This is a genomic window from Paenibacillus borealis (assembly GCF_000758665.1).
Taxonomy (GTDB): Bacteria; Bacillota; Bacilli; order Paenibacillales; family Paenibacillaceae; genus Paenibacillus_AQ; species Paenibacillus_AQ borealis.
This window is the reverse complement of the sequence record NZ_CP009285.1, coordinates 7959807-7982917: the sequence shown is the minus strand read 5'-3', so window position 1 is coordinate 7982917 and position 23111 is coordinate 7959807. Positions and strand designations below refer to the sequence as shown.

The 23111-nt window shown below is 52.2% G+C and carries 23 protein-coding genes; 14 read left to right on the top strand and 9 right to left on the bottom strand.

Going from position 1 to position 23111, the window contains the following annotated elements; translation table 11 throughout:
- The first annotated feature begins 87 nt into the window (after positions 1-87).
- Positions 88-459: a RidA family protein gene (locus tag PBOR_RS33960; protein ID WP_042218490.1), complete on the top strand. Its 372-nt coding sequence runs from the start codon at positions 88-90 to the stop codon at positions 457-459.
- A 110-nt stretch (positions 460-569) separates the two neighbouring features.
- On the opposite strand, the gene PBOR_RS33955 is transcribed toward PBOR_RS33960, so the two are convergent.
- Positions 570-1355 (bottom strand): SDR family NAD(P)-dependent oxidoreductase, encoded by a 786-nt coding sequence (locus tag PBOR_RS33955; protein ID WP_042218488.1) that lies wholly within the window; start codon positions 1353-1355, stop codon positions 570-572.
- A 256-nt stretch (positions 1356-1611) separates the two neighbouring features.
- Here PBOR_RS33955 and PBOR_RS33950 point away from each other — a divergent pair, with 256 nt between their 5' ends.
- Entirely contained in the window at positions 1612-2286 is a 675-nt protein-coding gene (locus tag PBOR_RS33950; RefSeq protein ID WP_174479841.1) for a TetR/AcrR family transcriptional regulator, read from the top strand.
- Between the two features lie 38 nt (positions 2287-2324).
- Positions 2325-3083, top strand: a complete 759-nt coding sequence (locus tag PBOR_RS33945) for a nucleotidyltransferase family protein (RefSeq protein WP_042218487.1) — start codon at positions 2325-2327, stop codon at positions 3081-3083.
- A gap of 150 nt (positions 3084-3233) precedes the next feature.
- Here PBOR_RS33945 and PBOR_RS33940 read toward each other — a convergent pair whose 3' ends face one another.
- On the bottom strand, positions 3234-5702 hold the full coding sequence (locus PBOR_RS33940; protein WP_042218485.1) for a discoidin domain-containing protein: 2469 nt from the start codon (positions 5700-5702) through the stop codon (positions 3234-3236).
- A gap of 342 nt (positions 5703-6044) precedes the next feature.
- Complete coding sequence (locus PBOR_RS33935) at positions 6045-6692, bottom strand: Vat family streptogramin A O-acetyltransferase (protein ID WP_042218483.1); 648 nt, start codon at positions 6690-6692, stop codon at positions 6045-6047.
- 147 nt (positions 6693-6839) lie between these two features.
- On the opposite strand from PBOR_RS33935, the gene PBOR_RS33930 reads away from it, so the two are divergent.
- Together PBOR_RS33930 and PBOR_RS33925 are read left to right on the top strand one after the other, a co-directional pair.
- Entirely contained in the window at positions 6840-8105 is a 1266-nt protein-coding gene (locus PBOR_RS33930; RefSeq protein ID WP_042218481.1) for a beta-propeller fold lactonase family protein, read from the top strand.
- A 36-nt stretch (positions 8106-8141) separates the two neighbouring features.
- Positions 8142-8363 carry a hypothetical protein gene (locus PBOR_RS33925; protein WP_042218479.1) on the top strand — a complete coding sequence of 74 codons (222 nt, stop codon included), beginning with the start codon at positions 8142-8144 and terminating at the stop codon, positions 8361-8363.
- Between the two features lie 82 nt (positions 8364-8445).
- Here the strand turns inward: PBOR_RS33925 and PBOR_RS33920 are convergent, their stop codons facing one another.
- Complete coding sequence (locus PBOR_RS33920) at positions 8446-9714, bottom strand: sensor histidine kinase (protein WP_042218477.1); 1269 nt, start codon at positions 9712-9714, stop codon at positions 8446-8448.
- The gene (locus PBOR_RS33915; RefSeq protein WP_042218475.1) at positions 9714-10391 is read right to left on the bottom strand and encodes a response regulator transcription factor; all 678 of its coding nucleotides are present in this window, start codon (positions 10389-10391) and stop codon (positions 9714-9716) included. The genes PBOR_RS33920 and PBOR_RS33915 overlap by 1 nt, the downstream gene beginning before the upstream one ends.
- 334 nt (positions 10392-10725) lie before the next feature.
- On the opposite strand from PBOR_RS33915, the gene PBOR_RS33910 reads away from it, so the two are divergent.
- From PBOR_RS33910 to PBOR_RS33900, 3 genes are read left to right on the top strand one after another with little or no spacing between them, the layout of a single operon-like run.
- Positions 10726-11469: a polyphosphate polymerase domain-containing protein gene (locus PBOR_RS33910; protein WP_042218473.1), complete on the top strand. Its 744-nt coding sequence runs from the start codon at positions 10726-10728 to the stop codon at positions 11467-11469.
- Positions 11462-12145 (top strand): DUF4956 domain-containing protein, encoded by a 684-nt coding sequence (locus tag PBOR_RS33905; protein WP_042218472.1) that lies wholly within the window; start codon positions 11462-11464, stop codon positions 12143-12145. Before PBOR_RS33910 ends, PBOR_RS33905 begins: the two co-directional genes overlap by 8 nt.
- Before the next feature lie 27 nt (positions 12146-12172).
- The gene (locus tag PBOR_RS33900) at positions 12173-14512 is read left to right on the top strand and encodes a carbohydrate-binding domain-containing protein (RefSeq protein ID WP_042218470.1); all 2340 of its coding nucleotides are present in this window, start codon (positions 12173-12175) and stop codon (positions 14510-14512) included.
- Positions 14513-14573: 61 nt separating this feature from the next.
- Here the strand turns inward: PBOR_RS33900 and PBOR_RS33895 are convergent, their stop codons facing one another.
- On the bottom strand, positions 14574-15488 hold the full coding sequence (locus tag PBOR_RS33895) for a phosphatidate cytidylyltransferase (RefSeq protein ID WP_042140464.1): 915 nt from the start codon (positions 15486-15488) through the stop codon (positions 14574-14576).
- Between the two features lie 383 nt (positions 15489-15871).
- Between PBOR_RS33895 and PBOR_RS33890 the strand changes: the two genes are divergently transcribed.
- The 3 genes from PBOR_RS33890 to PBOR_RS33880 all read left to right on the top strand — a co-directional run bounded on the left by PBOR_RS33890 (position 15872) and on the right by PBOR_RS33880 (position 18106).
- Positions 15872-16417, top strand: coding sequence for a hypothetical protein (locus PBOR_RS33890; protein ID WP_042218467.1), 546 nt, complete (start codon positions 15872-15874; stop codon positions 16415-16417).
- Between the two features lie 110 nt (positions 16418-16527).
- Entirely contained in the window at positions 16528-17001 is a 474-nt protein-coding gene (locus PBOR_RS33885) for a DinB family protein (RefSeq protein ID WP_042218465.1), read from the top strand.
- Positions 17002-17230: 229 nt separating this feature from the next.
- Complete coding sequence (locus PBOR_RS33880; RefSeq protein ID WP_042218463.1) at positions 17231-18106, top strand: phosphotransferase family protein; 876 nt, start codon at positions 17231-17233, stop codon at positions 18104-18106.
- Between the two features lie 49 nt (positions 18107-18155).
- On the opposite strand, the gene PBOR_RS33875 is transcribed toward PBOR_RS33880, so the two are convergent.
- The 3 genes from PBOR_RS33875 to PBOR_RS33865 all read right to left on the bottom strand — a co-directional run bounded on the left by PBOR_RS33875 (position 18156) and on the right by PBOR_RS33865 (position 20677).
- The gene (locus PBOR_RS33875) at positions 18156-19043 is read right to left on the bottom strand and encodes a diacylglycerol/lipid kinase family protein (RefSeq protein WP_042218461.1); all 888 of its coding nucleotides are present in this window, start codon (positions 19041-19043) and stop codon (positions 18156-18158) included.
- A 146-nt stretch (positions 19044-19189) separates the two neighbouring features.
- Positions 19190-20149 carry a catalase gene (locus PBOR_RS33870; protein WP_042220233.1) on the bottom strand — a complete coding sequence of 320 codons (960 nt, stop codon included), beginning with the start codon at positions 20147-20149 and terminating at the stop codon, positions 19190-19192.
- A 72-nt stretch (positions 20150-20221) separates the two neighbouring features.
- Positions 20222-20677, bottom strand: coding sequence for a GNAT family N-acetyltransferase (locus tag PBOR_RS33865; RefSeq protein WP_042218460.1), 456 nt, complete (start codon positions 20675-20677; stop codon positions 20222-20224).
- A gap of 165 nt (positions 20678-20842) precedes the next feature.
- Here PBOR_RS33865 and PBOR_RS33860 point away from each other — a divergent pair, with 165 nt between their 5' ends.
- From PBOR_RS33860 to PBOR_RS33850, 3 genes are all read left to right on the top strand, one after another.
- Positions 20843-21184 (top strand): zinc ribbon domain-containing protein YjdM, encoded by a 342-nt coding sequence (locus tag PBOR_RS33860; RefSeq protein ID WP_042218458.1) that lies wholly within the window; start codon positions 20843-20845, stop codon positions 21182-21184.
- A 241-nt stretch (positions 21185-21425) separates the two neighbouring features.
- A complete protein-coding gene (locus PBOR_RS33855; protein ID WP_042218456.1) occupies positions 21426-22196 on the top strand; it encodes a hypothetical protein in 771 nt (256 codons plus the stop codon).
- Between the two features lie 88 nt (positions 22197-22284).
- A complete protein-coding gene (locus PBOR_RS33850; RefSeq protein ID WP_042218455.1) occupies positions 22285-23088 on the top strand; it encodes an alpha/beta fold hydrolase in 804 nt (267 codons plus the stop codon).
- Positions 23089-23111: the final 23 nt, after the last annotated feature.

Below are 23111 nucleotides of genomic sequence, written 5' to 3'. Positions count from 1 at the left end.
ATTATCCTACTAAACCACGACACACAGCTGTCCGGTTTCCCCCGTTATACTGATCTTATCTCAACCGGTAAGGAGACTTGGACAAGGATGGGCGAAATCATCAGACATGATGTGAACACGGAATACGCGTACTCGGGTTTTGTGGAAGCCGGGGATTTTATTTTCCTCAGCTTCTGTGTGGGCAATGTGGGCGGAACGGTGGAAGAGCAGGTGGAAGGTGCACTGAATGATATGAGCAACCGTCTGGGACAGGCGGGGCTTACGCTGGCGGATGTGGTGAAGGTGGATATTCTGCTGCGGGATGTATGGGATATTCCGGTTATGGAAGAAGTGTTCAAGCGCAGATTCCAAGGCAAATATCCGGCACGCAAAACCATCTCCACCGAGTTCGCGCATGTTGGCGGCCCGGATGGACTCAAGGTCCAGATCGACGGTATCGCTTATCATTCGCGCATGTAGCGTTCGGTGGTAAAAGAGAAGATGCCTCCAATCCCAATAGCTGCCCCTCCTGCCGGAGTGGGCGGCTGTTTGGGATGCCTGCAGGTGGCAGCGGACAGTATAAAACACCCTTATTGTTTATGGGGGCGAAGCATGTTCCCAACCAGCCGCAGGCCTTGTCTGCGGGTCATGAAACGGGAGATTTGCGCACCCAGATAATTCCGGAATCCGGGAACAACGTACTGTTTCCCTTTTTTCATAGCGCGCAGTGTAATTGCCACTACACGTTCCGGCGAATCCTTCGCGCCGACAGAGGCATCCTCGGTACCAACGACATTGAAGAAATTCGTCTCCGTCGAGCCCGGGCACAGGGTGAAGAATTGAACGCCCCGGTCCCGATTCTCCCACCAAAGGGCATCGGTAAAGGATAAGACAAATGCTTTGGTCGCCCCGTAGACGGCCATATAAGGGAGCGGCTGAAAGCCTGCGGTAGAGGAAACATTGATAACTGCGCCAGCCCGCCGGTTAAGCATCCCCGGAAGGAATAAATGAGTCATATCCACTACAGCGGCGACATTGAGCATGATTTCTTCATGCTGGCGCTCACCAGAGACTTGCTCAAACAGACCGTGAGTGGCAAAACCCGCATTGTTAACCAGCAGATCAATGTTCAGGCCCAGCTGCCGGCACTTCTGATACAGCTCTCCGGCAGCACCCGGGGCGGATAGGTCCTGGGGAATAACCTGGCACTGAATTCCATAGCCTTGCGTCAATTCGGCTGCGAGCGTATCGAGTCTGCCTTGAGACCTGGCTACCAGCACCAAATGACTGCCTTCCTTTGCCAATTGTCTGGCGAATTGCTCGCCGATTCCCGAAGAGGCGCCAGTGATTAGCGACCATTTCCCTTTAATATTCATGAGTTTTGCTCCTTTCAATACAATGTTTTTGTTTGGGAACAATGTTACCAATCATCCAAAAAAATCACAAATGCCATCAAGGCATGTGTCATTCCGGTAACAGTGTTTCCGATATGAATCATAGTATCCCTTTGGATACATATGTGTCAAATCTTTTTTTCAGCCTAATGGATCAATTGACAACCTTTCTGCAAATGATTAGAATTCCTGTTAGAAGCCCAGTAACCTTGTTGCTGGTTAATAACATGATAACCGAATGAAGGTGATCCTTATCAGTAACGAAGACAAGTCCGCACCATCCACGGGGCGGGCATTAAAAACATATCAGGAAGCCCGTCTGCAAAATACGGAAAATCTCCGCAAGCTTGTGGTTGATGCGGCCGCAGCCATTCTGCAGGAAGAAGGTCCAGAGGCTGTTACTGTGCGCAGAGTATCGCAAAAGATGGGCTGTTCAACCAAGATCATCTACAGCTTGTTTGTCAATAAAGAAGGTCTGGCCCAGCAATTGTATCTGGAGGGCTGCAAACTGCTCGCCCGGCGTTTTGAAGAAGTGCCGCCGTCCTCTGATCTTTTGCAGCATTTGCTGGACTTGGGCGAAGCCTTCTGGCAGTTCGGGCAGGACAATACCAGCTATTATAAGCTGATGTTTGGTGGAGCTTTTGCCGAGTTCAAGCCGGATGCGGAGAGTATGCAGGGAACGATGACAGCCATAAGTCGTTTGTTGATTCTAATCAGCACTGCCCAGCAGCAGGGACAGATTTCGAACCAGATAGAGACGGGGACCCTTGTCGGCAGCATATGGTCATCCCTGCACGGCGTAATCCACCTGTATATGGGCGGGTTCCTTGGTGATGTCGAAGCAGCCCATAGCGTATACAAGCAAACAATGGTTTTATTGGCCCAATCCTTGTTTGCAGCGTCCAGACCATAGTAGAGGAACCTATTCACCGGGCAGAGGAGCGAACAGGGATGATAGCATTAATCTTGGCTGCGGGGTATGCGACCCGCCTGTATCCGTTAACCAAAGACACACCGAAGCCGCTGCTGCCGGTTCAAGGAAGCCGAACGATTCTGGATCTGCTGATTGACCGCCTGGAGGTGCTGGAGGACATCACGGAGATTCTGATTGTGACGAATGACCGTTTCTTTCATGCTTTTGGGCAGTGGCATCAGCAGTATCAGGGGGAGAAGCCGATCCGTATTCTGAACGATGGTACATCCTCTCCGGAGGGACGTTTAGGGGCGATTGGCGATATCCAATATGTGCTGGAGCGGGAACAGCTGCAGGATGATCTGCTGGTTCTGGCAGGGGACAATGTGCTCGGATTCGGCCTTGAAGGGTATTTGAACTATTTTTATAAAATGGACAGGGACTGCATTCTGGTCCGTACGGTGGACGATCCCGCAGAGCTTCGCAGTGTTGGCGTTGCGGAGCTGGACGCAGAGATGCGGGTTCTGTCGCTGGAAGAGAAGCCGCAGGAGCCGCGTTCGAACATCGGCGTGTTTGCCCTCTATATTTATAAGCGGTCTACGCTGCCGCTGATTTCCCGCTATCTTGCCGAGGGAGGCAACCCGGATGCACCGAGTTATTTCCCGGAGTGGCTGCATTCCCGCCAGGAGATGCGGGCCTATTATACGGAGGGGACGATCGATGATGTCGGCACCCCGGAGGCGTATGCGGAGATGCGGGTTAGACTGGGCGCTGGCGAGGATAAGGCATCACACTGAACTAAATAGCAGAAGAAATGGCTGTCCAGGACGCGAGCAATCGGTCCCGGACAGCCGTTTCTGTGTTCAGCGGCTCACCCCGTCCATCATCACTTTCGCGATGACTCCGGGATGGCCTTTTTAATTAAAACGTAGGAACGCTCCTCTTAGCTAGTTATACAAATTCACTTCCCGTATAGACCACCAGCTTGTTGCATTACCCGTCTGAACCACTTTGATATATCTCGCGCTCTGAACCGCAAACGTTGCCGTTACGACCGGACCACTGCCGCTGCCGGTCACTACTGCGCTTCCCCAATTGCTTCCATCATTCGAGACGTACACCTCGTATCCGCGTGGATAGTCCCCGTCACTGCCTGTAGAATCCATCACAATCTTCTTAAAGCTCTTCACCGCTTTCATATCCACGGTGAATGACTGCCCCGGCACCATCGCCGTTCCGGTGCTCCAGCGCGTAGACATGCTTCCATCCAGCAGGTTGGCCGGCACATCTCCGCTGGTAGGCGAAGAAGTTGCTGTCCAGCCTGAGCGGTCCAGCGCCGCTGCTGCTCCTGCCTGCGTTGTGGCCGTAGCCGTATTACTCGCGGCAGACAGATTGCCGGCCGCATCCTTCGCTTTTACCGTATAGCTGTAGGCTGTTGCGGCTGTCAATCCAGTGTCACTATACGAAGTCGTTGCTGTAGTTCCCGCAAGCGCGCCCCCGCGGTAAATCTCATAGCCTATGACGCCGACATTATCGGTTGCTGCAGTCCAGTTCAGGTTAATGCTGCTGCTGGAGGCCGCTGCCGCCGTCAAATTCGCCGGCGTGCTTGGCGCCTGGGTATCGGCAGTTCCGGTCCCAGCAAATTCCGGGAGGGTCTGCCTCATCGCTGTGGCCGGAGAATTGGCGTAGACTCTACCGCCCGTGTTATTGATGATATGAGTGATTTCGCTGCCAGCCGTACCCGACAGCCATATGGTTGTAGCATGATGAATCTTCACACCGGGAACGTTGGGAACCTCGATCGCACTTTCGAGCTTGACGGCTGCATCCCTGAAATAGGAATATACACCGAGCCCCCATGCCTCATGGCTGGTTACATTGTCCGCCACTTTATAAGAGGCATAGCCATTTACGCTGCCATTCTTGCTCATCCAGGCTGCTTGATTCGGAACATCATAAGGGATTTCCGATTGATAGAAATACACACGGCCGCCGTTGCCGTTCCATAAAGTCTGGTATTCATTATGGTGTTCATTAAATAAACCATAGATGGTCACATTGTTACCGTTTACAATAAGACCGTTCTTGGAGACGTTAGATGTCCAGCCTGCACCTGCCCCGTGATCTGCGCGCCAGATCCAGAGCTGATCTGCGATGACGTCATTACTGTTGATCTTAAGACCGGTATCATTTCTGCCTGCCGATGCTCCACCGGTTCTAAGGGTGATATCATGAAGCGATGTCGGATTACCTGCATGACTCAAGGTACTTGCGCCTGCTCCAACTTCGAGCAGAGAAGGAGAATTAACCGGTCCGGCATCAATCGTAAGGCCTGCTATTTTCACTCCATCCACGTCATTGACTGAGATTGCCGTTTTTCCGTTGTCCGGTACTAATGTGGGGATACCGATACCAAGTACGACGGTATTGGCATTCGTTATCCTGATCGTATCGCTTAAATGGTAGATTCCTGGCGTGAACAGCAGGTGCTTGCCTTGACTAAGAGCGGTATTTATATCCGCTGCGCTCGAAGTTTCCGGCCGGGCAATATAGAATTGATCGATGGAAATCGGCTGTCCCGGGGTTTGGCCGTTTGCCCAGCTGACACCCTGCGTATTGCTTTGCAGTGAAGGCACAAATACCTGATATTGCCCTGCACCGTTAATATACAGATACGGCTTCTCGCGTATGACGGGAGTTCTGTCTACTACAGTATAAGGCGGATCTGGAAACTGACCGGCCGGAGGAGTGGTGACTCCCACAAATACCATGTTCCACACGCCGTTCGCCCAGCTTCCCCACTGGCTGTTCCGTGAGAACCACTGCTGCTGTGAAGCGGGAACAACGGTGTTATCCACGATGGAATCGGCAAGAAATCCTCCGCTGGCCCAGCCCGCATTCCAGTTTGCATCAAAATCGAACAAATCCAGATTGCCTTTGATATGCAGTCTGCGGAGCGGGGCTGCCTGAGAAACGGCGATTTGGGTGGTGCCCCCGGAAGGCGTGATGGACAGGTTCTCGATACTCCGCCAGAAATTTCTTGTCGCATTCCCGTTATCCCAATCCGCATTAATATTGAGTCCGCCGTTAATGTTAACATCGTTTGGATTTTGGCCGAGACCGGACACTTGAGTATAGAAGCCTACGTTGAAATTTAAGTTATACGACCCCGGCTTGAACAGAAACGCCTTTCTGTCGCTGCTGAATTCACTCGATTCCAGAGAGCTGAACACGGATGAGGTGATATTCTGGATATCCGCGGCGGCCATCGTGGGGTCAAATACGTACACATTTGGTCCAAAAATGGTTGAATTCGCCTCACTTATCGGGGCTGCTTCGGTGACGGCAGGGTTAACCGCAGAAATACTTAATGCAATCGCAAGGACGGAGACGGCAGAGACAACTTTTTTCAGCATAAAAAGTGAATTCCTCCTCGGGTTGAGCACCTGATTTATTGGTAATTAGCCATGCGCATTACAGTTCATCACCTTCACACAATCATATTTATCTGTTCCTCCTAATTTTTATTAAAGCGCTTACCAAGCGCTCACACTCACTGTATTCACCGTTCCCGCTCCAGAGAATGCCAGAAAATTTATCAAGATGCCAAATTTTCAACATCTTGAGAATACCTAGGTCCTGCTAAACAATAAGGGGTGTCTCAAACACCCGTTATCCGGCTGTTGAGACACCCCTTGGTGGCTTACGATTCTATTTCATGAGTTACCAGTGCCGGGAATCCGGGAGCTTCACGCCCTTCAGACCTCCCCCTCAAGACTTCTGATCCGCTCCGGATCACTGCTGCATAGCACCTCAAGATTCGCCGTGATCTTCTCCGGGCTCCAGTCCCACCACTTCAGCTCCAGCAGCCGCCGGATCAGTTCATCGCTGAAGCGCTGCCGCAGAATCCGGGCCGGATTGCCCCCGGCGATATGGTACGCGGGAACATCCTTGGTGACAGTAGCATTAGCGGCGATGATCGCCCCGTCGCCAATCGTCACGCCCGGCATGATCGTAGCATTCTGGCCGATCCAGACATCGCTTCCGATGACGGTATCGCCTTTGTAGGGCAGATCCGCCAGCTCAGGCGTCGCCTGCTCCCAGCCGCCGCCCATAATATTGAAGGGGTAGGTGGTCACTGAGCCCATCCGGTGGTTGGCCCCATTCATAATGAATTCGGTGCCGCAGGCGATGGCGCAGAATTTGCCGATGATCAGCTTGTCCCCGATGAACTCATAATGATGGGTAACCCGGCTCTCGAAGGATACCGATTCGTCAGGATCATCATAGTAGGAGAAATCTCCCGCAATAATGTTGGGGCGTGTGATTGTATTTTTGATGAAACGGATCTGCCTGATATGGGGATTGGGATGGACCTCGTTTGGGTTAGGGCCAATAGAATGCATAGGATCACACCTTTCCTGGATAAATGGGCAGTCGAGCCATAATTTAATTCTAGCTATAGTATAGTCCAATCCGGACTCCAGTTCTTACATATCTTATGAGAGACTGGTAGTTTTTTAAATCTCTGATTAAAAGGAGGAATCGCTAGAATGGCTATTCTGTCAACAGGGCCTATTGAAAATAATGAAGTGAGCGGTGTCAGGCCTACTATGCAGGTGACGGTAAAGATCGATAACCGGGACGCGGTGAATCAGTCCGCTATTCTGATCCAAGGGTACAATCTAACCCTCACAAGGACGCTGTATGTAAGCGAGCTTATTACGGTTTCCCCAGACGAAGTGATCACAAGAAATTATTTTGCCAATCTGGATGCCTATGAGTTTGTATTTACAACGGAAGGTCTTGCTGAATTGCAGACGGAAACCTCCGTGTGGGGTAAGAATTCAGCCGGGCAGCTGGTTACCGCCCACCGTCTTGTCTCAGCCGAGCTGCTGGGTGCTGAAGAGGGGGGAGTCACAGGCTCCGTCAACCGTATCTATGTTGCCAATTTCAACAGCAATGATGTTTCTGTCATCAACGGTGTTACAGGTGCGGTGATTGCAGTCATCCCTGTAGGTGTGAATCCTGCAGGTGTAGCGGTGAACCCGTTAACCAACCGCATCTATGTTGCTAATTTGAACAGCGATAATGTATCCGTTATCGACGGAGTGACCAATACGGTGCTGGCCACCGTTCCTGCGGGGGATGGAGCAGGCGGAGTCGCGGTCAATACGGCTACCAATGCCATCTATGTGGCGAATTTTAATGATAATACAGTCACTGTCATTGACGGATTAACCAACACTGTGGTGACTACCATTATTCCCGCCGGGGGTTCTCCTTTTCCCACGGGAATCGGCGTGAATTCATTAACCAATACTATTTATGTAGCTGAATTCAACTCGGATATTGTTACCGTCATTGATGGGGCTACGAATACGGTTATTACACAGATTCCCGTGCAGGTGAACCCGTTCCGTTTGGCTGTTGATCCCTTGACGAACCGGATTTATGTCTCGAACTTCACCAGCAACACCGTTTCCGTCATTGATGGAGCGACCAATACGGTGATCACCAACGTGCCTGTCGGCACGACTCCGGCTGAGCCGGGAGTGAACATCTCTACCAATGCCATCTATGTACCAAACCGGGATGACGACAATGTATCGGTGATTGGCGGATTAACCAATACGGTGATTACTACCATTCCGGTGGGGAATAACCCTAATGGTGCAGGCGCCAATCCATTGACGAACCGCATCTATATTACTAATCAGGATGATAACACGGTATCGGTTATTGATGGGGTCACCCAGGCTGTAATTAGCGTTATTCCGGTTGGTGCGCGTCCGTTCTCCGTCGGTATCAATCCGTAGGCGTTCATCATCTTACCGCAGGGGGTGAAGGATAGGATGGAAATAAACTCGGCAGAAGACCTCATGAGCCAGTTGTCTGGTATGGACCAAGTGAATTCTGAAGCCCGGATCTACGTTCCCGGATTAGGTGAATTCACGATTGTATTGCAGAAGAAAGAGGAACGCATGACTGAAGAACCGGGCCGCAGCAATGGGGCTGAAGCAGCAGATGAACGTATAATGCCGGCAGCGGGATTAACAAGAAACCCTTATCTTTAGAGATAGTCAGTAATTCAGCCTCTTCCGGTAAGGGAGAGGCTGAATTATTGGGAATATAAGATGGGTATGCTTTACGCAACCCTCAAGGCAGCTGCACATAGAACGTCGTTGACTCTCCGGCCACACTCTTCGCGTAAATCTTCCCTTTATGCTGATCCACAATCGACTTGGCGATAGCCAGACCCAGGCCGTAGCCGCCCTGCTTGCGCGCTCTGGAAGTGTCCGTACGGTAAAAGCGGTCAAAGATCCGCGTCAGATGCTCGGCAGCGATGCCTTCCCCGGTATTCGAGACGGAGAGGAGGACATCGTTATTTTGCTTTTTGAGTGAGATGGTTACAGCGCCCTTAGGATTCGTATATTTCACTGCGTTGTCCAGCAGAATCATCACCACTTGCTTAATCTGTTCGCTGTTCCCCAGCACGGTAAGCTCCGGTTCGATGTTGTAGTCGAAGGAGATATTCTTCTCGAAGATAACAGCCTCCATGGTCAGAATAATATTCTCTACCGCATCGCTCATATTGAACTTGCTGTGGATCATTCCAGTCCGGGAATCGTCCATCTCTGTCAGGTACAGCAGGTCGTTGGTCAGCCGGGTCATGCGCTCGGTCTCCGACTTGATATACTGCAGCCACTTCGCCTGATTGCGGATCGTATCGTCACTGTTGGACAGGAGTACATCCGCGTTGGTGTTGATGATCGTCAGCGGCGTCTTCAGCTCATGCGAGGCATCGGCGATGAACTGCTTTTGCTTGTCGAAGGCCTCCCGGACTGGCGCAATCGAACGGTTGGCGAAAAACCGGCTGGTGAAGTAGAGAATGATCAGCATCAGCAGGCCGACGGCCGTGAAGGTGTAGATGAGGTTGGTCAGGATCTTCTGCTGGGAAGAGATGTCCATGAAGACGACCTGTTCCTTATCCCCCGTATGCTTAACCATGAAGATCCAGCGGCTGCCGTCAAGGGTGAACCTGCCAATGTCCTTGCCGTTGCTAAGGGCTTCCTTAAGCGCAGCAGTATAGAAGTCATCATCCATCGTGAATTTGGAGTCCTTGCTGATCAGCGTACCGTTTGCATCGGTCTGTATGGTGAACGAGACGGAACGGTCAGGCTGGTAAGCATCAATTGGCCCTTTATCCATGGGCATACTGCCGCCGTCTGCTGCACCGCGGGGCCCTCCTTGTGCGCCGCCGGGTCCCTTCTGCTCATTGTCCGCAATCCGGTGCAGCGCCATATTAATATCATTCTGCACATTGACGTACATGATGATATAGATCGTGGCGAAGGCGAGCAGCATCATGATGGAGATGGTAGCCAGATTAACAATCAGGAACCGGTTTCTGAGTTTATTGAACATTAAGCATTCACCTCTAATACATAACCCACGCCTCTAATCGTGCTGATGCGCACCTCGGAATTCAGGAAGGTAAGCTTTTTGCGCAAAAAAGAAATATAGACCTCCACGTTATTATGCTCCGCTTCGGAATCGAACCCCCACAGCTTCTCAATAATCTGCTCCTTGGAGGTTACGGCCTGCTTCCTTAGGATCAGCAGCTCCAGCAGCTCGGTTTCCTTAAGGTTCAGCTTGATTTCCTTGCCCTTGACCGTCAGCTTCGGATTCGCCGTATTCAGCTCAATATCTCCGAACTTCAAGCCATCCTCAGGAATCACTTCCCCTTTGCGCCGCAGGGCGGCCCGTATTCTGGCCAGCAGCTCCTCCGAGGAGAACGGCTTCGCAATATAATCATCCGCTCCGTAGTCCAGTCCCGTCACCATATCGGTAATCTCGCCTTTGGCCGTCAGCATGATCACCGGCGTGGAGATTCCTTCTTTCCGCAGCTCCTTCAGCACGCTGATTCCATCCATCTCCGGCATCATAATATCGAGCAGCAGCAGGTCATAGATCCCGCTCTGTGCATAATCGAGACCTGATCTGCCGTCATGGACGGCGTCCACCGAGTAATTGTGCTTCTTCAATATTTGGGTCAAGGCTTCCGCCAGATGGATCTCGTCTTCTACGATTAATATTCTCATGGGATGGTTCATCCTCTTCATAAGTAATGTACTTGCTGCTTAAGTCATTATAGCAAGATTACCTTTAATCAACCTTAACTGTACTGCTGATCAGGTGCTGCCGGAGGTATTCAGACGAGCGAAATCATCGGATGAAATTCCAATCGTTCCAGGGCACTTATATAGAAGATAAATTCAGAAGTGTTATCCCTGTGTAAAAAAGTCAGCGCAGTGTAAAGCCATTTAAGATTCATTAAAGGTTCGGGGGCTAAGATACATTCATAAGCAAGCGAGGCACACGAAACAACAGATAAAGGCAGTCTCCATTACACCACCCGAAAGGATCTGAACCCATATGGCTATTGAAGTATTCAACCGTTACGAGAACAAATACCTGTTCGACACTGAATCCTACCTGAAGCTCTATAACGAACTGCTCGAATACATGGAACCCGATGAGTACAACAAACAGCATGAGTACTATTCCATCACCAACCTGTATTATGACACACCACATGATTCCCTGATCCGCAGCAGCCTGGCCAAGCCGAAATACAAGGAGAAGCTTCGCATCAGAGCATATGGCATTCCTACCGGCGACACCAAGGTCTATCTGGAAATTAAGAAAAAGGTGTTCGGCCTGGTGAACAAGAGAAGAACCTCGCTCAAGCTGAATGAAGCCTATGATTTCGTCGCCAGCGGCATCGAGCCTGAATTCAAGAGCTACATGAACAAGCAGGTGATTGAAGAAATCAAGTACATGCTGACCCGCTATGATCTGCAGCCGAAGCTGTACCTGTCCTATGACCGCAAAGCGATGTTCTGCAAAAACAACCGCGATCTGCGCATCACCTTCGATACGAATATCCGCTGCCGGCGGTACGATCTGAAGATGGAGCACGGCGTATACGGCGAGGAGCTGCTGGAGCCGGGTCAATGGCTGATGGAAGTGAAGGCGGAGAAGACGATACCGGTCTGGCTGGCCAAAATGCTCTCCGAACACCAGATGTACCGCACCAGCTTCTCCAAATACGGCAATGAATATAAAAAAATGCTGAAGAACAGCAAAGCAGAAAGAGAGAGTGTCCTATATGCTTGATTCGATTTTCTCCGCAGCCCTGACTACAACGGAGCTAACCTTCACTAATGCTATTTTAACCATATTGATCTCGATTGTACTTGGCGGGCTCATCAGCTACACCTACATGAAGACGAACCCTGCCGGATATTCACAGAGCTTCACGCTCACGATGGTCCTGCTGCCAGTCATTGTGGCTATCATTATCCTGCTCATCGGCAGCAACGTGGCCCGGGCCTTCAGCCTTGCCGGCGCCTTCTCCATCATCCGCTTCAGAAGCGCACCCGGCGATCCGAAGGATATCACCTTCGTCCTGTTCACCATGGCCTCCGGCCTGGCCTGCGGGGTAGGATCATTCGGATATGCGGTGCTCTTCACCATTATCCTCTGCGTACTGATGGTCGTGCTTAACCGTACAGGCTTCGGTCTCAGAAAGTCGGTGCAAAAGACACTGAAAGTGACCATTCCCGAGAATCTGGGTTATGAGGAAGCTTTCGCGGAAGTTTTCAATAAATTCAATGTGGCTTACGAGCTTAAGAAAATCAGAACCACTGAACTTGGCAGCCTGTATGAACTGGTCTATGCCGTAACGATTGATGAGCACACGAGCCAGAAGGAATTGCTTGACGCGATCCGCACACGCAACGGTAACCTTGACCTCTCACTGACCATGGCTCCGGTCATGAATGACTATTAATGCTAGACCAGAAGGGAACGATGACATATGAAGAACTTAATCTTAGGCAGTAAAATAGGACTGGTACTGTTATGCGCCGCAGTCATGTCGGCTTGCAGCACAAACGCCGCTACGCAAAACGCTGCAAGTAACAACGCAGATACAGCGGTAACAGCAGAGCAGAGCAGTACGTCTGCCGCAGTACAGCTGGCAAGTGTGAAGCTGGCGGATCTGGTATCATTTGATGAAGATGATGCTGAGACGGCCTGGACGGAGGCGGATTCGACTGCGGTTACACTAGCCGGAACGAGCGCTACTGTGGATGGCGCCGGTGCCACAGCTGCGGACGGAACGGTAACGATTACGGAAGCAGGGACTTATGTACTCAGCGGCACGCTCAGTGACGGCCAGATTATTGTAGACGAGCAGGCGAAAGGAACCGTACGGCTGGTGCTGAACGGCGCTCAGCTGACGGATAGTGACAGTGCTCCGGTCTACATCAAGGAAGCCGGCAAAGTTGTGATCACCCTGCAGGAAGGCACTGAGAACAGTGTGACTGACGGAGCTGCTTATGTGTTCGCAGATGCGGCTACCGATGAACCAGGCGCGGCCATCTTCAGTAAAGCCGATCTGACCATTAACGGTACCGGCAAGCTGACGGTAACCGGCAACTACAACGATGGTATTTCAAGCAAAGACGATCTGAAGATCATGTCCGGTACGATTGAAGTGAAGGCAGCGGATGATGGTATCGTCGGCAAAGACCTGATCGCTGTACAGGACGGCACAATTACGATCAACGCAGAGGGCGATGGCATTAAATCGACCAACGACGAGGATACGGACAAAGGCTTCATCGCTATAGCAGCGGGAACCTTCGATATTACCGCAGGCAATGACGGCATTCAAGCCGAGACGGCGGCTGTAATCGACGGCGGAACCTACACGCTGGTAACCGGCGGCGGCAGTGTAAATGCTGAAGTGAAGGCCGGCGAAGGCGGCATGGGCATGGATATGGGCGGCGGTGGCTTCGGCGGCCAACGTCCGGGAACAGAGACTTCTGGGGATCAGGCAGCCGCAGGAGGTACCCCGCCGGCAATGGATGCAGCGGCAGCAACTGACCAGCCTGCAGCTGCCAGCACAGATGCCACTGCCACCACTGAGACTGAATCGACCAGCGCCAAGGGGCTGAAAGCAGGCGGAGACCTCACCTTGAACGGCGGAAGCTTCACGATTGATTCCGCAGATGACGCGGTGCACAGCAACAGCAATGTCTCCATCACAGACGGACAATTCGAAATTGCCGCAGGCGATGACGGGATCCATGCGGATTCCCTGACCTCCCTGTCCGGCGGAACGATCAATATTACCAAGAGCTATGAAGGGATTGAAGGAGGAAACATTACCGTATCCGGCGGTGAGATTCATGTAGTCGCGACGGATGACGGCGTGAATGTGGCCGGAGGCAACGATGACAATGCGGCTGCTGGGGGAACGCAGGCACAGGATCAATTCACTGCCGGCACCGGAAGCAATATGCTGACCATCAGCGGCGGAACCCTGACCGTGGATGCAGCAGGCGACGGTCTGGATTCGAACGGGTCCATCACCATGACCGGCGGAACCGCAATTGTGAATGGACCTGAGAACTCGGGCAACGGCGCACTGGATTATGACGGAACCTTCAACATGACGGGCGGATATCTGGTGGCAGCAGGCGCTTCCGGTATGGCACAGGCTCCTGGTGAAGAATCCAGCCAGTATTCGGTAGGCATGAGCTTCACAGAAACTCAGCAGGCTGGTACCATGGTTCACCTGGAAGACGCTGATGGCAATACCATCCTGACCTTCACTCCATCGAAGAGCTTCCAGACCGTAGTTGTTAGCTCCCCTGAGCTGAAAGAGGGCTCGTACACCGTCTATACCGGAGGCAGCGCTACCGGAACAGCCGTAGACGGATTATATACGGATGGCGAATACAGCGGAGGCACCGAATTCGTGACCTTTGATATCACCAGCAGTGTAACCTGGGTCAATGAATCCGGTATAACCACCGCCCCAAGCAGCATGGGTGGCCCTGGCGGCGGTGGAGGCGGATTCGGCGGCGGAGGCGGCAGAGGCAACGGTCAAGGCGGTACACCGCCAGCTGACGCCGGCACCACGAGACCTGCGGATGCGGGCACCACGAAGCCAGCAGACGCAGGAACTACCAAGCCAGCGGATGCAGGCACAACAGCTCCTGCGGATGCGGGCACCACGAGACCTGCCGATGCGGGAACCACGAAGCCGGCAGATGCAGGTACGACGAAGCCAGCTGACGCAGGTACAACGAAGCCGGCGGATGCGGGTACAACAGCTCCTGCTGATGCGGGCACAAGCACGAATTAAGCCGGGCAGCACAACAGAGACTATCCATTAGCGGATAGTCTCTGTTTTTGTGTCTGGGCGACTACATGAAGTCGAAAAAGTACCGGATGACATGAAAGAACACGGGGGCGGTATAGGTAAGGCTGTCTATGCGGCTGAGGTAGCTTTTCTTCAGCGCAGCGAATTTATCATCATCGCCGATCAGCAGATCGCGCTTGAGCACAGATACGGTCAGGCTGCCGAAGAAGCCGCTGAGGCTGATCAGCATGCCGGAGAGATACCCGAAGGCCGGGTTCAGCGGTGTGAGGTGCGGATAGATCAGATAGGAGACCGCTGTAGTCACAACGAACGCGCAGGCGAATCCTTCCCAGGTCAGGTAGGGGTTGGAGGTGGGAACGATTTTGTGTTTGCCGAAATAGATCGAGGCCAGATAGTGAACGGCATCATTGAGCTGGGTCAGCACGACCAGGAACAGGACAAGACCGGCCCCATACTCCGGTGACGCAAATTGGAAGTAGGCCAGGTGGCTTAGCCCGAAGACCATGAGCATGAGTCCCCACTGGGTGGCGCTGACACTGCGCAGGAAGCCGAGGGTGCCTTTGTTGATCAGCCGCGGAAGCGGCAGCAGCAGGAACACATAGACCGGAATGAAGACAATGAACATCCCGTACCACTCGATATAGACCCAGTAGAACTGCAGCGGAATGGACAGGTACGCCCACAGGAACAGCCTGCGGTCCGCTTTTCTTGTCCGGATCATGGAGAAATACTCTTTGAGGGCGAAGAAGGCCAGCACCATCAAAGACAGCAGGGAGACGACGGAATTGGACAGGGTAGCCAGGCAGAAGATGAACAGCATGCCCCACCAGGTTTTGATCCGGAAGCCGATTCCGGTATAGTCCTTGTCCTTCTGCAGTCTGCTGACAGCAAGATACAATAAGTGTATGACCGATAAAGCTGCAAAAATAAGCACGAGCGTAAATAACGAGCGGTTCATCAGCAATCACCAACTTATCTCGGGGTGGAATTTCAATAAAGGAATTTTATGTTAGAATAAACAGAGTGTCCAGCTTATTTTGAAGCTTACACTTGATTCGTTGTGCTGTTTGGAGACTTCTTAGTAGGCACTGCAGATATAAATGTTGTACGTTCTACAACTCTGAATCATGGATAGCCGGGTGTACGGGAAGATTGTTGTATGAAATACAAGAATATTCCCGCTAAGCCGCTTGGAGAAGGCGAAATGCTGCCTTTTGTACAACATTTTCCGATTTGATCCCATTTATTGAGGATAATGTTGTATTATGTGCAGGATTCCACAGAGTTACCGGATCACTGCCACAGAAGGCCTATATAACAGACTATAAGGGGAAATTTGCAATGTCAGCTGATTCTTCGGTCTATATCCTGCTCACCAATACAGGTACGCTTTTTACGAGGCTGATCCAGGGCTACACCAAGGCTCCGTATAATCATGCCTCCATCTCGTTTAACCGGGAGCTGTCAGAGCTGTACAGCTTCGGGCGGAAGCATCCGGCCAACCCGCTGAACGGCGGGTTCGTGAAGGAGGATATCCGTACAGGTACATACAGCAAGTATCCGGGTACAACCTGCGTCATCTACGAGCTTCAGGTCACAGACCGCGAGGTGGAGAAAATGAAGCGGGTTCTGCAGGTCTTCATCCGCAGCCGCCAGAAGTATCTCTATAATATCCTCGGTGTAATCGGCATCGCCCTGAAGGAGCCGGTTGAATTCAGCAACTCCTACTTCTGCTCGCAGTTTGTGGCCGAGATTCTGGAGCGCTCGGGAATTAAGCTGTGGAACAAGCTGCCTGCACTCGTGACCCCGGATGATTTCCGGCAGAGTGACCGGCTGGAACTGATCTATTATGGCAAATTAAGCGATTACCATCCATCAGGGATGTAGAGAAAGTCCTCGTTCCCATTAAGGGAAGAGGACTTTAATTATAGTTGAACCCTACCTGGCTTATATTGTCCGGAATGTGGTACTTTCAGTAAGAAAAGGAGAGTGGAAGCATGGTTCATGCCAAGGATGTGCTTGCCAGTCAATTATTGGCTAATGCCAATGATCCCAGCTGGCATCTTCCGTTCATTCAGGCGGTAGAGGCGGTTACAGAGGAAGAAGCTTTCTGGAAGCCGGGAGCGGACGTGAGCAGTATTGCTGAGCTCACCCGTCATTTGCTGTACTGGAATGAGACCTGGCAGATCAGGTACCGGGAAGGGCGGGTGGATGTCCCTCCGATTGGTGATAACAACCGCAGCTTTGTGGTCCCGGAGGGTATTGCATTCAGCGAACTGCGGGGAAGCCTGCTGCAGACCCTGCTCCAATGGCAGACCCTGCTGTCTGAAGAGAAACTTGAGGAACAGGTGAAGGGATTCCCCGAACCGGCTGCATGGTGGGAAATCATCAGCAATGCGGCAACTCATAATGCCTATCATATCGGCCAGATGGTCGTGATTCACAAACTCTACAGCACGCTTCAGCAGTAACAAATCTGCGGCAGCACTGCCGAGGCGATAAGAAGCATCCCGAACAGACCCGTAAGGTTACTTGCAGGTCTGTTTCTGCTGCAAATATATGGGGTGATCTGCATACTGGCCCAGAATCCCCTGCCTATGGGGGCCATCTTGTGCAGAACACCTTAATCTGTAATAAACTGGAGCATGTGATATTCTTGGATTAATGTCTACTGAAGGGAAAAGAGAGGGATTTCATATCATGAATGCTAATATCATCAGAGCGCTGGAAGCAAGATATGCCTGCCGGTTGGAGCGGCTTACAGGAGGGTATACAAATTTCGCCTATCTGATGGCGGGGGCGGAGCCTCCGCTTGTAGCCAAAGTAACGAATCTGTCCAATGAAGACACGCTCAATGAGATTCAGGTCATGAAGCTGGTGCAGGGAAGCTGTGATACACCGTCCATCCATGAGGTGTCAGAGATGGAAGGGATGCGGATTATAGTGATGGACTGCATGCCTGGCATAAGCGCACAGTCCGTTCTTGATGCAGGAGACTGGGCAAGAGCGGAACAAATATACAGCAGAATGGGCCACTTACTGGCTTCCCAGATTCATTCGCAGCCGTATAATCAGCAGGAGCAAGGGATACGGCGGAGCAACAGATCCGCACTTAGCCAGATGATTAAGAAATTAGAATTCGTACCCGGCTCCTTGAGCAGGTATTCGCTCCAGCTTCTATCTGCTGCCGATGCCCAAGACCAGCCGTGGGTGCTGACACATGGGGATTTCGGGGTACATAACATACTCTGTGAAGAGGAAGGTGCACTTCATGTGCTGGACTGGGAATGGGCCGAATGGGGCGGTCCGCTGAGTGATGTGGCCTGGGTCTGCTGGTTCACGAAGCTGCATTATCCCGGGCAGGCCCTGAAGCTGAATGCAGCCTTCGTCCGGGGCTACCTGTCAAGCAATCCGCTGGTATTCTCACCGCAGCAATTAAAGGCAGCCAGCTTATATAAAGTGTGGAATGTGCTGCACCGTCTGCGGATTGCCCCCAAAGAGGTGCAGCGTGAATGGGTGCGGCGTCTGGAGTGGACGCTGAATGAGGATTTCAGTGATCTGCACGGGATTAGCTGAGAATTGGAACAGAGCAGTTTCCGGAACCGGCTGACCCGTCACTGCTCCGTCACTGCTCCGGCACAATGACCCGGATGTGACGCGGAATCGTGCGTAGCCGGATCGGCAGCGGAGGTCCTTCTTCACCGTCGGCATTGGTCTTCACCGGCTCGGCAGAGTGGACCGAAACCTCTCTGGCCGTGAAATAAATAACATCTTTATGATTTCTCAGGTTGCCGAGCAATAAAGAGATACTGACCGTAACGGTGTTCAGCAGATGGAGATCTTTGACGATGAAGCAGTGGATCAGCCCGTCATCTACAGCAGCACCGGGTGCAAGCTTCTCGAATCCGCCTACTGAATTCGTGAGTGCCGCGATAAAAAGCGGCGAGGAGCCCTCCCAGACCTCCCCGTCATGCGTAATGGTCAGAGCGTGCGCGCTGTTGCTGGCCAGCTCTTTGATGCCTTCTTTCAGATAGGCCAGGAAACCGAGCCTGGTCTTGTCTTCGGAGGTAACGGAAGAGAGCGAGCCGGCGAGTGAACCTGCAGCCACCACATTGACGAACAGCCGGTCGTTCAGCCGGCCCATATCGACTCTTTGGGTACGCGAGGAAGAGAGCGTCCGGATGGCATCTGCAGGATTTAGCGGAATCTGCAAGGCACGGGCGAAGTCATTGACCGTTCCCATGGGCACGATCCCCAGCGCAGGGCGGTGCTCCTGATCGGCAAGTCCATTCATGGTCTCGTGAAGGGTGCCGTCTCCGCCGATGGCCACCACCAGATCATAGCCTTCACTGCATGCCTGCAGGCAGAACGCAGTTGCATCCCCCTCCCCGGCGGTTTCATGGGTCTTAACCTGATAGCCTGCGCTTTGCAGAACTTCTTCCGCGCTGCGGATATAGTCCCGCGCGTCTGCTTTGCCGGACGCAGGGTTAATGATAATCATAGCCTGCTGCATACTGCACTCCTCTCTGTATATCTGGATTAATATCCATTACCCATTCAAGCCTAACCCTTGAATCAAAAGCGCCAAAGGGCAGCAAAATGTCCCTTTGGCGCTTTTTTTTGAACCCGGATATCCGCTGCCGGGGCTTCCGGCCGGGATCATCTTCCTTGACTTCGTCTATGATGGGAATCGGCATAGACTGCACTGCGGAAATTAAGAATCGGATCGTCCGACAGCAGTATCCCGGGCGTGATGGCGGTGGGGTCCATTACCAGCCCCTCCGGTTCCGGGATAATCTCCGAAATATGCAGCCGCCCGAGATCGATTCTCCGGCGGTCCTCAGGCCAAGCGCGGGTGGGGTCATCCGTGGGGTCCCCTTCCTCACCGAGAACAGCAGCAAGCTGGAAGATGGCCGACTCATCCTTGAAGCGCAGCTCCAGCTCATCCTCCAGATAATTGTCCGGCTGCTGCGCCGCATCCTCGGCCGATAGCGTACGCACTCCCGTTTCGGGAATCCACTCGAACTTCACAGGCAGCTTCCGTCCCTCTGAATCCACCATAAGATAAGCATGAATGCAGAAATAATAGCTCTCCGCGTAGCTGGCAGGCGGCTTGAGCCGTTTCACGGCCAGCAGGCTCGTCTTGCTCTCGCTGAAATGGGCCATGATCTCCTTGATCAGCTCCAGGGTCCCGAGCGTGCCAGCCTGTGCGCGGTGTGCCGTACGGACAATATCTATGAATGACTCGGGGGTGCGGGCAAAGAAGACAGGTATCGTCACTCCGACCAGATTCGTGACACCGCCATCCGGCAGGATGAACTGGACAGCCATACCTTTGGCCGGAGAGAGAAGATCCGCCAGCGCCGGATCGGTGGAGCTGCCCGAGAAACGGACCACTGCGTCCACCTGCTGCTCCTGAAGATGCGCAGCGGTAGTGAATTCCATGCCCAGGCCGCTTGGCCGGAAGAAAGCGCGGCAGCAGGTTCCCCTGGCATGCGCGCAGCGGTATCCCGGATGAACCCCGGACAGATCCTCGATCGCGTCTACGGCTTCAGCGGCCAGGCTGGAATATTCGTCATCGCTTGCGGGGCGATCACTGATCCGATCAGATTCTTTCATGCCCATACCCACTCCTCTTAAGATCATTTGTACCGGAACAAGCTACATCTTAGTTATTACCACATCCGCTTTTTAATTAAACTGCTTCCCGTAGACATCAACTTCATTATTGTGGTTATCTATGGCGCTTCTGATCCGGACATAGCCGTTCCCAGTCCAGAATGCTTCCCCTGCCTTATTCTCCAGCTGAACAGCCAGCCTGACCGTATGTAAGCCCTGCTGCTTAAACATCCGCTCCAGTTCATGGACTGCAGTCTTCCCGATACCCTGCCGGCTATATTGCTTGTGAATAACGAGGAGTCCGATCCAGGGATGATGATCCAGGCTGTAATCGGGAAGGTAGGTGATCAGCCCGGCGTATTCGTTATGGAGCTTGATGTACAGCATCTTTTCTCCCATATCGAGGTTCTTCCTATTGTCTTCAAGGATCTCCAGCGGATCGAGGTAAGCTTTATGCTCCACCATGAGGTTGAAGGCAGGCTGGGAGTTAAGGATCGAGGCTTGAATCTGAAGGCTTTCCGGAGACAAGGGATCCGAAACTGCTTCTAACTGGATAATAATAATCACCGGCTCTATATTAGATAAATATCTAATTAGATAATGATATAATTGTCGCTGACTATCAAGCGGTGTGCTAAAATTAAGCAGGATTATCCCAAAAAAGTGCTCAAGCAGAAATGGAGAAAAGAAATAATGAATGAATTACCAAACTGCCCGCAGTGCAGTTCCGTGTACACCTATGAGGACGGAGTGCTTCTGGTATGCCCGGAATGCGGACATGAGTGGTCTCTGAACGCAGAGAATGCAAGCAACGGGGACCAGAAGGTGGTTAAGGATTCGAACGGCAATGTTCTGGCTGACGGGGACACCATAACGGTGATTAAAGACCTCAAGGTAAAAGGCAGCTCATCCGTTCTGAAGATAGGCACTAAGGTGAAGAACATCCGGCTGGTGGAAGGCGACCATGATATCGATTGTAAAATTGACGGGTTTGGCGCAATGAAGCTGAAGTCGGAGTTTGTCCGCAAAGCATAGAACAGAAAGGACCGGTACCTGAACCCCAGCGGGCAGCAGATTCCGGTCCTTTATTTCTTGCTGACAATGGATTATCGCCCCCCATTTCTTCCAAGCCCATGGCTGTTCCCGCTCCGGGCAGCAGATACAGGATTCATTCCTCTATCGAAAGGGGAAGGAAGTAGTACAGACGTCCGGAGCAGGCGGGCCCCCATTGTCCAAAAACTGATGCGCACAAAATTTGTAGGAGGGATCTTATCCAATGATAAGATACATCGGTTGTGCTGCCCTAATGGCGGCTATGTTATGTCTCACCGCCTGCAGCGGGACACCGGAGGCATCACCAGCGCCTTCGCAGGAACCACAGCAGACCCAGGAAACACCGCAGTCCACTCCAGAGGCCTCCCCCGCAGAGCTGCCGCAGCAGACTCCGCTACAGACACCCATTCAAACACCGGTCCAATCGCAAGTGCAGCAAGAAGAAGCGGAGGGCCCAGCACCATCAGCACCATCCGAAGAAGGACAGTCGCCCGACATTCTGGAGGCCGCGGCAGCTGTAATGACCGCACTTAAGGAGAAGGATATGGATCAGCTTGCCGTGTGGGCACATCCCGGCCGGGGAATCAGGTTTTCACCCTTCGCCTACGTGGATACAGAGAATGACCTTGTATTCACCAGAGATGAGGTGGAGAAACTAATGGAAGATCCTGCGAAACAGGTGTGGCGGGTGTTCGAAGGTTCGGGTGAGGTCATTGAGCTGACTTTTGCAGATTACTACAAGTGGTATATCTATGATGCTGACTTTGAGCAGGATGCCGGAATTGCGGTGAATAAGGAGCTGGGTAAGGAGCAGAACTCCGGAAATCTCAAAGAAGTGTATCCGGAAGCGAACCATGATATCGTCGAATATTACATCGGCGGGCTGGACTTGGCTGAGGAAGGGATGGACTGGCGCAGCCTCTATCTTGTTTTTGAGACAAACGGTGATAATCATAAGCTGGTAGGGATTGTTCATGATCAATGGACACCTTGAGAAGTGGAGTCACATAATGATTGCTTGATCTTTGCATAGGCGCCCCTCAGAATGGAGGGAACGTGTTAAATAAGAGGAGCAAGTGAGCATGAAAGAGGTTATTGTACGCAACAAGGTAAAAGTTATCGGTGAAGGGGAGCAGACCCTCGTTTTGGCCCATGGGTTCGGCTGTGACCAGAGCATGTGGCAATTTATAACGCCTGCTTTTGAGAAGAAGTACCGCCTGGTGCTTTTTGATTATGTAGGTTCGGGCAATTCGGATCTTTCAGCGTACAGCGGAGAGAAGTATAGCAGCTTCGGCGGCTATGTGCAGGACGTGCTTGATGTTATGGATTCACTGCAGCTGACCGATGTTATATTTGTAGGCCACTCTGTCAGCTCGATGATCGGAATGCTTGCTGCGATTGAACGGCCGGAACATTTCCGCAAAATGATTATGATCGGCCCTTCCCCCTGTTATCTGAACGACGGTGAGGGGTATGTCGGCGGATTTGAGCGGAGCGATATCACCGAGCTGCTGGAAATGATGGAGATGAATTTCTCCGGCTGGGCCAGCTTCATGGCACCGCTGGCGATGAAGAATCCTGAGCTGCCTGAGCTTACGAAGGATCTGGAGCGGACTTTTATTTCCGGGGACCCGGTCATTGCCAGGGAATTTGCCGAGGTTACATTCTTGTCTGATCACCGGGCCGAGCTGGCGAAGTCAACCGTTCCCACACTGATTCTGCAATGCTCGGATGACAGTATTGTCCCGATAGAGGTTGGGGAATACCTCCATAAGCATTTAAGCAACAGTACCTTCCGGCTGCTGGAAGCCAAGGGTCATTATCCGCATATCAGCCACCCGGAAGAGACCATTACGATGATTAACGAATACCTGCAAATGGATTGAAGTCATTACAAGGTATGGAGAGG

What these genes read in the sequence shown, in the direction of transcription:
- PBOR_RS33960 (WP_042218490.1), top strand. Translation starts at nt 88, where the DNA reads ATGGGCGAAATCATCAGACATGATGTGAACACGGAATACGCGTACTCG.
- PBOR_RS33955 (WP_042218488.1), bottom strand. Translation starts at nt 1,355, where the DNA reads ATGAATATTAAAGGGAAATGGTCGCTAATCACTGGCGCCTCTTCGGGA.
- PBOR_RS33950 (WP_174479841.1), top strand. Translation starts at nt 1,612, where the DNA reads ATGAAGGTGATCCTTATCAGTAACGAAGACAAGTCCGCACCATCCACG.
- PBOR_RS33945 (WP_042218487.1), top strand. Translation starts at nt 2,325, where the DNA reads ATGATAGCATTAATCTTGGCTGCGGGGTATGCGACCCGCCTGTATCCG.
- PBOR_RS33940 (WP_042218485.1), bottom strand. Translation starts at nt 5,702, where the DNA reads ATGCTGAAAAAAGTTGTCTCTGCCGTCTCCGTCCTTGCGATTGCATTA.
- PBOR_RS33935 (WP_042218483.1), bottom strand. Translation starts at nt 6,692, where the DNA reads ATGCATTCTATTGGCCCTAACCCAAACGAGGTCCATCCCAATCCCCAT.
- PBOR_RS33930 (WP_042218481.1), top strand. Translation starts at nt 6,840, where the DNA reads ATGGCTATTCTGTCAACAGGGCCTATTGAAAATAATGAAGTGAGCGGT.
- PBOR_RS33925 (WP_042218479.1), top strand. Translation starts at nt 8,142, where the DNA reads ATGGAAATAAACTCGGCAGAAGACCTCATGAGCCAGTTGTCTGGTATG.
- PBOR_RS33920 (WP_042218477.1), bottom strand. Translation starts at nt 9,714, where the DNA reads ATGTTCAATAAACTCAGAAACCGGTTCCTGATTGTTAATCTGGCTACC.
- PBOR_RS33915 (WP_042218475.1), bottom strand. Translation starts at nt 10,391, where the DNA reads ATGAGAATATTAATCGTAGAAGACGAGATCCATCTGGCGGAAGCCTTG.
- PBOR_RS33910 (WP_042218473.1), top strand. Translation starts at nt 10,726, where the DNA reads ATGGCTATTGAAGTATTCAACCGTTACGAGAACAAATACCTGTTCGAC.
- PBOR_RS33905 (WP_042218472.1), top strand. Translation starts at nt 11,462, where the DNA reads ATGCTTGATTCGATTTTCTCCGCAGCCCTGACTACAACGGAGCTAACC.
- PBOR_RS33900 (WP_042218470.1), top strand. Translation starts at nt 12,173, where the DNA reads ATGAAGAACTTAATCTTAGGCAGTAAAATAGGACTGGTACTGTTATGC.
- PBOR_RS33895 (WP_042140464.1), bottom strand. Translation starts at nt 15,488, where the DNA reads ATGAACCGCTCGTTATTTACGCTCGTGCTTATTTTTGCAGCTTTATCG.
- PBOR_RS33890 (WP_042218467.1), top strand. Translation starts at nt 15,872, where the DNA reads ATGTCAGCTGATTCTTCGGTCTATATCCTGCTCACCAATACAGGTACG.
- PBOR_RS33885 (WP_042218465.1), top strand. Translation starts at nt 16,528, where the DNA reads ATGGTTCATGCCAAGGATGTGCTTGCCAGTCAATTATTGGCTAATGCC.
- PBOR_RS33880 (WP_042218463.1), top strand. Translation starts at nt 17,231, where the DNA reads ATGAATGCTAATATCATCAGAGCGCTGGAAGCAAGATATGCCTGCCGG.
- PBOR_RS33875 (WP_042218461.1), bottom strand. Translation starts at nt 19,043, where the DNA reads ATGCAGCAGGCTATGATTATCATTAACCCTGCGTCCGGCAAAGCAGAC.
- PBOR_RS33870 (WP_042220233.1), bottom strand. Translation starts at nt 20,149, where the DNA reads ATGAAAGAATCTGATCGGATCAGTGATCGCCCCGCAAGCGATGACGAA.
- PBOR_RS33860 (WP_042218458.1), top strand. Translation starts at nt 20,843, where the DNA reads ATGAATGAATTACCAAACTGCCCGCAGTGCAGTTCCGTGTACACCTAT.
- PBOR_RS33855 (WP_042218456.1), top strand. Translation starts at nt 21,426, where the DNA reads ATGATAAGATACATCGGTTGTGCTGCCCTAATGGCGGCTATGTTATGT.
- PBOR_RS33850 (WP_042218455.1), top strand. Translation starts at nt 22,285, where the DNA reads ATGAAAGAGGTTATTGTACGCAACAAGGTAAAAGTTATCGGTGAAGGG.